This window comes from Streptomyces sp. NPDC042638, assembly GCF_040647235.1.
Taxonomy (GTDB): domain Bacteria; phylum Actinomycetota; class Actinomycetes; order Streptomycetales; family Streptomycetaceae; genus Streptomyces; species Streptomyces rameus.
This window is the reverse complement of record NZ_JBEZBT010000021.1, coordinates 123525-133202: the sequence shown is the minus strand read 5'-3', so window position 1 is coordinate 133202 and position 9678 is coordinate 123525. Positions and strand designations below refer to the sequence as shown.

General features: G+C 69.5%; 3 protein-coding genes and 1 tRNA gene. 3 read left to right on the top strand and 1 reads right to left on the bottom strand.

Going from position 1 to position 9678, the window contains the following annotated elements:
• Positions 1-167 precede the first annotated feature (167 nt).
• Both AB0B40_RS19265 and AB0B40_RS19260 read left to right on the top strand, forming a co-directional pair.
• Positions 168-830, top strand: coding sequence for a DegT/DnrJ/EryC1/StrS family aminotransferase (locus AB0B40_RS19265; protein WP_345057053.1), 663 nt, complete (start codon positions 168-170; stop codon positions 828-830).
• 82 nt (positions 831-912) lie between these two features.
• Positions 913-988, top strand: a tRNA-Thr gene (locus tag AB0B40_RS19260).
• 46 nt (positions 989-1034) lie between these two features.
• On the opposite strand, the gene AB0B40_RS19255 is transcribed toward AB0B40_RS19260, so the two are convergent.
• Complete coding sequence (locus AB0B40_RS19255) at positions 1035-3794, bottom strand: SpoIIE family protein phosphatase (RefSeq protein ID WP_362264630.1); 2760 nt, start codon at positions 3792-3794, stop codon at positions 1035-1037.
• A gap of 411 nt (positions 3795-4205) precedes the next feature.
• On the opposite strand from AB0B40_RS19255, the gene AB0B40_RS19250 reads away from it, so the two are divergent.
• Entirely contained in the window at positions 4206-9665 is a 5460-nt protein-coding gene (locus tag AB0B40_RS19250) for a HAMP domain-containing protein (RefSeq protein WP_345057044.1), read from the top strand.
• Positions 9666-9678: the final 13 nt, after the last annotated feature.

Here is a 9678-nt window from a genome sequence, read left to right as displayed (position 1 = left end):
GCGCCGATGGTACTGCAGGGGGGACCCTGTGGGAGAGTAGGACGCCGCCGAACAAACTTTGATAAAGGTCGGATCCTGAACTTCGGTTCGGGGTCCGACCTTTTTTTGTTGCGCGTAACGTGTCGTTCACGTTGCGCGCACAGCATCCAGACATGGGAACTGCGGCAATGCTCAGGTCCGCCGGCGTCGGAGTCGGTGACGAGGTCGTCGTACCGGCCTTCGGGAACGTCGAAGTCGCCGAGGCCGTGACTCTGGCCGGCGCCCTGCCGGTCTTCGCCGACATAGACCCGGTGACCTACTGCCTGGCCCCGGACATGGTCGAGTCGGCCATAACCTCCCGTACCGCCGCGGTCGTTGTCGTGCACCGCTTCGGACGGCGGGCCGACATCGCGCGCTTGCACGCGCTCGGGCGGCGGCACGGACTGCTGGTCCTGGAGCAGGGCGAGTCCGAGGCGCCGTACGACGAGATAGCCCAGCGCAGGGAACGAGCCGCGTATCTCGACGCCAAGCTCAGGGGCGTACGCACACCGGACGGCGGCGACGGGCACACCTACCAGCAGTACGTCGTGCGCGTGCCGGGGAACGGCCGACCGGACCGGGACGCCTTCGCTCGTGCCCTGCGGGCCAAAGGCGTTGACTGCCGGGTGCCGGTGAAGACCCCCGTGCACCGGCTTCCCGAGTTCCGCCGGTGCGTGTCGTTGCCGCAGACCGAGCTGGCGGCCGACGAGACGCTCGCGCTGCCCGTGGACGTCGCGCTCACGAAACGGGAGATGCAGCGCGTCGTGTCCGCCTGCAACGCGCTCGGCGGCCTGCTCCAGCCCGCCTTCTGACCGAGCGCCGAACGAATTTGGGAACCAGGGCCCGCTCGGGGTACAGTTTCTTCGTCGCCGCGAGGAAACCTCGAAAAGACAGGCCCCTATAGCTCAGTCGGCAGAGCGTCTCCATGGTAAGGAGAAGGTCAACGGTTCGATTCCGTTTGGGGGCTCCAGCAGAAAAGGCCCCACCCTTCCGGGTGGGGCCTTTTTCGTGCTTCCTCACACCTCCATGTGGATTCCCGGAACCCGCATCGCCAGAATCGCCATGTCGTCGGAAGGGGCGTCGGAAGCGAAGCGCTCCACCGCGCGCATGATGCGTGCCGCGACCGCGCCCGCCGTCAGACCTGTGCAGGTCGTGAGGACGTCGGCGAGGCCGTCGTCGCCCAGCATCCGCGTGCCCTCCCGGCGTTCGGTCACGCCGTCGGTGACGCAGAGCAGCACATCACCCGGGTCGAGGGTGACCGTCTCCTCATACAGCTCCAGGTCCTCGATGACGCCCAGCAGCGGCTGCGGTTCGGCCGCCGCGATCACCGTGCCGTCCTGGCGCAGACGCAGCGGGAGCGGGTGGCCGGCGCAGACGACCTTCAGCTCCGCGCTGCCGTCCTCCTGGGGGCGCAGTTCGCCGTAGAGGAGGGTCAGGAAACGGCTGCGGTCGCCCTCGTCGAGGATCGCGGAGTTCAGGCGCTCCAGGACGGCCGGCCCGCTGAGGCCCTCGCGGGCCAGCAGGCGCAGGGCGTGCCGGGCGAGGCCGGTGACCGCCGCCGCGTTGGGGCCCGTACCGCAGACGTCGCCGATGGCGAAGCCGTACGCGTCGTCGCCGATGGGGAAGACGTCGTAGAAGTCTCCGCCGACCTCGTTGCCCTCGCCGGCCGCGCGGTAGATGACCTCGACTTCCACGCCCTCGATGTGCGGTGTGCCGGGCGGCAGCAGGCTGCGCTGGAGGGCCTGGCTGATGGCCGTGCGCTCCGAGTACAGGCGGGCGTTGTCCAGGGCGAGGGCCGCGCGGCGGCTCAGGTCCTCGGCGAGCTCCAGGATCTCCTGGCGGAAGTGCTCGTCGGTGGGCTTGCCGAGGGTCAGCATCCCGATGACACGGTTGCGGGCGACGAGCGGCAGCACGACCGTCTCGCCGCCGACCGCGCCGGCCGTCGCCAGGGTCGGACCGATGCCCGAGGCGACCTGGCGCGTGGGGCCGCCGGTCAGGCCGAGGCTGCGCATGGAGGTGCGCAGGGCGGCCTGGTGGGCGACCTCGGCGGGAGCGGTCCACACGCGGGCGCCGGGGGTCGGTACCGGATCCGGCGGCGAGATCTTGGACAACAACGACTTGATGCCGTCGATGAGTTCCTCGTCCTCGTGCAGGACGTAGGACAGATAGGGCTCGGAGGCCTGGTCGGCGATCGTGTACACCGCGCACCAGGTGGCCAGCGTCGGGACGGTCATCTGAGCCATCAGGGCCAGGGTCTGGTCGCGGTCCAGGGTGCCGGCCAGCAGGTCGGAGGCCTCCACCAGGAAGCTCAGGGAGCCGCGGCGCAGCCGTTCCAGCTCGCCGAGGCGGGCCGACTCGACGGCCAGGGCGATGCGGTCGGCGGCGAACTGCAGGCGCAGCGCCTCTTCGTTGGTGTACCGGCCGGGTGCCTCGGCCGCGACGCCCAGGGAGCCGGTGAGGCGGCCCTCGACCTTCAGCGGGACGGTGACCACCGAGCGCATGCCGGTGCCGGCGAGCAGCGGTACGGCCCCGGGGACGGCGGCGAGGTCGTCGTGGACGGCGGGCATGCGGGCGGAGCCGTAGCGGCCGGGGCCGGCCTCCACGGGCACGCGCGCGAAGCGCTGGCGGGCCGAGGGCAGGCCGGTGGAGGCGCGGACCTCCAGTTCGGTCTCGTCGTCGGTGGCGAGCAGCAGGAAGGCGGAGTCGCCGTCGAGCATGTCGCGGGCGCGTTCCACGGTGCGCTGGAGCAGGCCGTCGAGGTCGTCCGGGGCGGGGGAGCCGATGAACACCTCGAAGGGGTCGGTGCTCTGCCCGTCGGCGGACTGGTTCTGGTCGGTGGCCGGGACCCGGGGCGGGGACTGCAGGACGGCGCGTTCGTGGTCGCGGACCAGGAGGCAGACGGTGGAGGGTTCGCCGCCGGTGTCGCGGACCCGGAGGTGGGAGGCGTAGACCCGGGCCACGCGGCCGTCGGCGCCGCGGATGCCGTAGGTGCCCTCCCAGCGGGAGAGCTGGAAGGCCTCGGCGATGCCGGTGCCGGTGCCCGGGGTGTGCGGCCAGGCCGCCAGTTCGGTGAGGGGCTTGCCGATGACGTCGGGCGCCGGGTAGCCGAACAGTTCCTCCGCGTCCTCGTTCCAGGCGCTGATGTTGCCCTTGCGGTCGACCTGGAGGACGGCGACGCGGACCCGGCCGTCGGCCAGCGGGAGCAGGTCGGGGGGCAGGGCCGGGCCGGCGGCGCGGGTGCCGACCGGGCGTTCGGGCAGGTTGAGCTGGAACCAGACGTTCTTGTGGGTGGGGGTGTAGTCCACGCCCCAGCGGGTGGCCAGGGCCGCGCAGAGCTGGAGGCCGCGGCCGCCCTCGCGGTCGGGGCTGCCCATGGAGACGGCGGAGCTCTGGAGGGGGACCTCGCGCTCGGGGTAGCGGTCGGCGACCTCGATGCGCACGCCCTCCTCGGTGCGCAGGCACAGCACCTCGGCGTGGGTGCCCGCGTGGACGACGGCGTTGGTCACCAGTTCGCTGGTGAGAACGACCGCGTCGTCGACGATGTCGGCGAACCCCCAGCCCTGGAGGGTGTCCCGGACGAAGGACCGGGCGGTCGCGACCGATCGTCCGACGGGCTCGAAACTGGCAGCCGCGCGCGCGGTGATCACAGAACTCCTCGGCCGGTTGTCGGCATGCAGGGCTGTCTCGCCGGCCGGCTCGCGCCGCTGCTGCGGCATCAGCTCGCCCGTCGGCTGTGGCTCCGGGGGCTGTCCCCCGGGGATCAGTCCGGTGGTCATGGTGTCCGGCCGCCCCTCCGATGCCCGCTCCTAGTGGTGCCACCGCCCAGGCCGGTCGGACCGGTGCGGCTGGACAGCCGCATGCAAGGTTACTTACCTTCGCCGTCCGAGCGGGTGCCGGTCGCAGGTGTTTACGTCCCCAGGGTGTGCGGACGATGTGCGAAGCTGCCGAACTGTTATGGCCTGGTTCGGCCGGGGTGAAACACTGGGCAAGCTTCTGGTGAAGGTTGGACCGGGTTGCGTGTGTGCCGTGTGCGGCGGGCAGCAGCCTCTGGTGCGGCCGGACCTCGTCTGGCAGAAATACGCGGAAGTAACCGGTACGTGGCGGTCACCGGTATGCCGGTGACCGGCACGCCGGGGCCTGAGCGGCCGAGCACAGCAGTAGCGGTCTACCCCTCCGGGAGGGACACAGTGGAGTCTGGCGCGGCGACGCGAGGCACGAAGACGCGCGCGAAAGGCGGACCTTCGCTGGGCAGGAGCGGCGGTACCACCGCCGTGGACACGGCTGCCCTGAACCGGCTGCTGGCGGCCCTCGTGGCCATGCGCGAGGGCAACTTCCGCAAGCGGCTGACGGTGTCCGGGGACGACGTGATGGCGGAGATCGCGGCCGTCTTCAACGAGGTGGCCGACCGGAATCTGCATCTGACCGGTGAGCTGTCGCGCGTGCGGCGCATGGTGGGGCGTGAGGGAAAACTCACGGAGCGGCTGGAGGCGGGCGCCTGTGAGGGCTCCTGGGCGACGGCCATCGAGAACTCCAACGCGCTGGTGGACGATCTCGTCTGGCCCGTCTCGGAGGTCAGCCGGGTGCTCACGGCGGTCGCCGAGGGTGATCTGTCGCCGCGCATGGAGCTGCGGACGCAGGCGCCGGACGGCGGTACGGGGCATCCGCTGCGCGGTGAGTTCCTGAAGGTCGGCCGTACGGTCAACAACCTGGTCGATCAGCTGTCGACGTTCACGGACGAGGTCACGCGCGTGGCCAGCGAGGTCGGCACCGAGGGCAAGCTGGGCGGCCAGGCCCGGGTGCGCGGTATGTCGGGTTCGTGGAAGGACCTGACGGAGTCCGTCAACACGATGGCGTACCGGCTGACCGCGCAGGTGCGGGACATCGCGCTGGTGACCACCGCGGTCGCCAAGGGTGATCTGTCGCGCAAGGTGACCGTCCATGTCGCCGGCGAGATGCTGGAGCTGAAGAACACCGTCAACACGATGGTGGACCAGCTGTCGTCCTTCTCCTCCGAGGTCACGCGGGTGGCCAGGGAGGTGGGCACCGAGGGCATCCTGGGCGGCCAGGCGCAGGTGCCGGGGGTGGCCGGTGTGTGGAAGGAGCTGACCGACTCCGTCAACACGATGGCGGGCAACCTGACCGCCCAGGTGCGTGGCATCTCGCAGGTCACGACGGCTGTCGCCAACGGTGATCTGTCGCAGAAGGTGACTGTTCCGGCGCGCGGCGAGGTGGCGCAGCTCGCCGAGACGATCAACCAGATGACCGAGACGCTGCGGATCTTCGCGGACGAGGTCACGCGCGTGGCGAACGAGGTCGGCGGGGAGGGGCGGCTCGGCGGGCAGGCGAACGTGCCGGGCGCGGCCGGTACGTGGAAGGACCTGACGGACTCCGTCAACACGGTGTTCCGGAACCTGACGACGCAGGTGCGGGACATCGCCGCCGTGACGACCGCGGTGGCCAGCGGTGATCTGTCGCAGAAGGTCACCGTGGACGTGGCCGGCGAGATGCTGGAGCTGAAGAACACCGTCAACGGCATGGTGGACCAGCTGTCGTCGTTCGGTGCCGAGGTGACGCGGGTCGCGCGGGAGATCGGTGTCGAGGGTGAGCTGGGCGGGCAGGCGCAGGTGCCGGGCGCGGCCGGTACGTGGAAGGACCTGACGGACTCCGTCAACACCGCGTTCCGCAACCTCACCGGGCAGGTGCGCAACATCGCCCAGGTGACGACGGCGGTGGCGAACGGTGATCTGTCGCAGAAGGTCACCGTGGACGTGTCCGGTGAGATGCTCCAGCTGAAGAACACCGTGAACACGATGGTGGACCAGCTGTCCTCGTTCGCCGACCAGGTCACGCGGATGGCCCGGGACGTGGGCACGGAGGGCCGGCTGGGCGGTCAGGCGCGGGTGGACGGCGTCTCCGGTACGTGGAAGGAGTTGACGGACTCCGTCAACTTCATGGCCGGCAACCTGACCTCGCAGGTGCGGCAGATCGCGCAGGTGACGACGGCGGTGGCGCGGGGTGACCTGTCGCAGAAGATCGACGTTGACGCGCGCGGTGAGATTCTTGAGCTGAAGAACACGATCAACACGATGGTTGATCAGCTGTCCGCCTTCGCCGACCAGGTGACCCGGGTCGCGCGCGATGTGGGTACCGAGGGGCGCCTCGGCGGGCAGGCGCAGGTGCCCGGTGTCGCCGGTGTGTGGCGGGACCTGACCGACTCCGTGAACGGCATGGCCGGCAACCTCACGGCCCAGGTGCGCAACATCGCGCAGGTCGCCACCGCCGTGGCGCGCGGTGACCTCTCCCAGAAGATCACCGTGGACGCGCGCGGGGAGATCCTGGAGCTGAAGAACACGCTGAACACGATGGTGGACCAGCTGTCGTCGTTCGCCGACCAGGTCACGCGGGTGGCCCGGGAGGTGGGTACGGAGGGCATCCTCGGCGGGCAGGCCGAGGTGCAGGGTGTCTCCGGCACCTGGAAGGACCTCACGCAGTCCGTGAACTTCATGGCGAACAACCTGACCATCCAGGTGCGTAACATCGCCGAGGTGACGACGGCGGTCGCCAAGGGCGACCTGTCGAAGAAGATCACTGTTGACGCGAAGGGCGAGATCCTTGAGCTCGTCACGACGGTCAACACGATGGTTGATCAGCTCTCGAGCTTCGCCGAGCAGGTGACCCGGGTGGCCCGCGAGGTGGGCACGGAGGGCATCCTGGGCGGCCAGGCGCACGTGCCGGGCGTCACCGGCATCTGGAAGGACCTCAGCAACAACGTCAACCTGATGGCCAACAACCTGACCATGCAGGTGCGGAACATCTCGCAGGTGTCCGCGGCCGTCGCCAACGGCGACCTGACGCGGCAGGTGACGATCGAGGCGCGCGGTGAGGTGGCGCAGCTCGCCGACACGATCAACACGATGGTGAAGACGCTGAGTTCGTTCGCCGACCAGGTCACCAAGGTGGCCCGCGAGGTGGGCACGGACGGCATCCTCGGTGGCCAGGCGCACGTGCCTGGTGTGGCCGGCACGTGGAAGGACCTCACCGAGTCGGTGAACCAGATGGCGTCGAACCTGACCGGTCAGGTGCGCAACATCGCCATGGTCACCACGGCCATCGCCAAGGGTGACCTGACGAAGAAGATCGACATCGACGCCCGCGGTGAGATCCTCGAGCTGAAGACGACGATCAACACGATGGTCGACCAGCTGTCCAGTTTCGCCGAGGAGGTCACGCGGGTGGCCCGCGAGGTGGGCACGGAAGGGCAGCTGGGCGGTCAGGCACGCGTGCGGGACGTCGACGGCACCTGGCGCGACCTCACGGAGTCCGTGAACGAGATGGCCGGGAACCTGACCCGGCAGGTGCGTGCCATCGCGCGCGTGGCGACCGCGGTGACGCGTGGCGATCTGAACCTGAAGATCGACGTGGACGCGTCCGGGGAGATCCAGGAACTCCAGGACTACATCAACAAGATGATCGCCAACCTGCGCGACACCACGATCGCCAACAAGGAGCAGGACTGGCTCAAGGGCAATCTGGCCCGTATCTCCGCCCTCATGCAGGGCCGCCGGGACCTGGAGGACGTGGCTTCGCTGATCATGAGCGAGCTGACCCCGGTGGTGTCCGCCCAGCACGGCGCGTTCTTCCTGGCGATGCCGCTGGTGGAGGGCAGGGGCGTCGCCGACGGCGAGGACGACTACGAGCTGCGGATGCTGGGCTCGTACGGATACTCGATGGGCTCCATGCCGACGTCGTTCCGGCCCGGGGAGGCGCTGATCGGCGCGGCCGCCGAGGAGAAGCGCACGGTCCTGGTGGACAACGCGCCCAGTGGCTACCTGAAGATCTCCTCCGGGCTCGGGGAGGCGCCGCCCGCCCAGGTGATCGTGCTGCCGGTGCTGTTCGAGGGCAAGGTGCTCGGCGTGATCGAGCTGGCGTCCTTCACGCCGTTCACGCAGATCCAGCGGGACTTCCTCAACCAGATCGCCGAGATGATCGCGACGAGTGTCAACACCATCTCGGTCAACACCAAGACCGAGCAGTTGCTCAAGCAGTCGCAGGAGCTGACCGAGCAGCTGCGGGAGCGGTCGGCCGAGCTGGAGAACCGGCAGAAGGCGCTGCAGGCGTCCAACGCCGAGCTGGAGGAGAAGGCCGAGCTGCTGGCCCGGCAGAACCGGGACATCGAGGTGAAGAACACCGAGATCGAGGAGGCCCGGCAGGTCCTGGAGGAGCGCGCCGAGCAGCTCGCGGTGTCGATGCGCTACAAGAGCGAGTTCCTCGCGAACATGTCGCACGAGTTGCGCACACCGCTCAACTCGCTGCTGATCCTGGCGAAGCTGCTCGCCGACAACGCCGAGGGCAACCTGTCGCCGAAGCAGGTGGAGTTCGCCGAGACCATTCACGGGGCCGGCTCCGACCTGCTCCAGCTGATCAACGACATCCTCGACCTGTCGAAGGTCGAGGCGGGCAAGATGGACGTCTCGCCGACCCGTATCGCGCTCGTCCAGCTCGTGGACTACGTGGAGGCCACCTTCCGGCCGCTGACCGCGGAGAAGGGCCTGGATCTGTCCGTGCGGGTGTCCCCGGAGCTGCCGGCCACCCTGCACACCGACGAGCAGCGGCTGCTGCAGGTGCTGCGCAACCTGCTGTCCAACGCGGTGAAGTTCACCGACTCCGGTTCGGTGGAGCTGGTGATCCGGCCCGCCGGTGCGGGTGTGCCGCAGTCGATCCGGGAGCAGTTGCTGGAGGCCGGTTCGCTGGCCGACCCGGACGGCGAGCTGATCGCCTTCTCGGTGACCGACACCGGCATCGGTATCGCGGCCAGCAAGATGCGGGTGATCTTCGAGGCGTTCAAGCAGGCGGACGGCACCACCAGCCGGAAGTACGGCGGTACGGGCCTCGGGCTGTCGATCTCGCGGGAGATCGCGCAGTTGCTCGGCGGTGAGATCCACGCGCAGAGCGAACCGGGCCGTGGCTCGACGTTCACGCTCTACCTGCCGCTGCACCCGAGCGAACTGCCGCCGCAGGGCTACCAGCAGTCCGTGCCCGCCCTGGAGGCCGGGGACCTGGTCGCCTCCGAGTCGCGTGTGTCCTCGGAGCTGTCCGCGGTGGAGATCGAGACGCCGGCCGAGGTGAAGTCGTACCAGGAGACGCAGAACGGCCCCGCCGCTCTCTTCCGGCGTCGGCGGCGCGGCCGGCCCGAGGAGACGCAGCGGCTCGACCAGTGGACGGCCGCGGCCGAGCAGGAGCGCGCGCCGCAGCCGGGCCGCGCGGTGCGGTTCGGCGGCGAGAAGGTGCTGATCGTCGACGACGACATCCGCAACGTGTTCGCGCTCACCAGCGTCCTGGAGCAGCACGGTCTGTCGGTGCTGTACGCCGAGAACGGCCGCGAGGGCATCGAGGTGCTGGAGCAGCACGACGATGTGGCGGTCGTCCTGATGGACATCATGATGCCGGAGATGGACGGGTATGCGACCACCACGGCGATCCGTCGTATGCCCCAGTTCGCCGGGCTGCCGATCATCGCGCTGACCGCGAAGGCGATGAAGGGCGACCGGGAGAAGGCGATCGAATCGGGGGCCTCCGACTATGTCACCAAGCCGGTTGATCCCGATCATCTGCTGTCGGTGATGGGGCAGTGGATGACCGCCGAGTGACCGAGGCGGGTGC

Coding starts and splice junctions, on each gene's coding strand:
- AB0B40_RS19255 (WP_362264630.1), bottom strand. CDS start 3,794: ATGACCACCGGACTGATCCCCGGGGGACAGCCCCCGGAGCCACAGCCG.
- AB0B40_RS19265 (WP_345057053.1), top strand. CDS start 168: ATGCTCAGGTCCGCCGGCGTCGGAGTCGGTGACGAGGTCGTCGTACCG.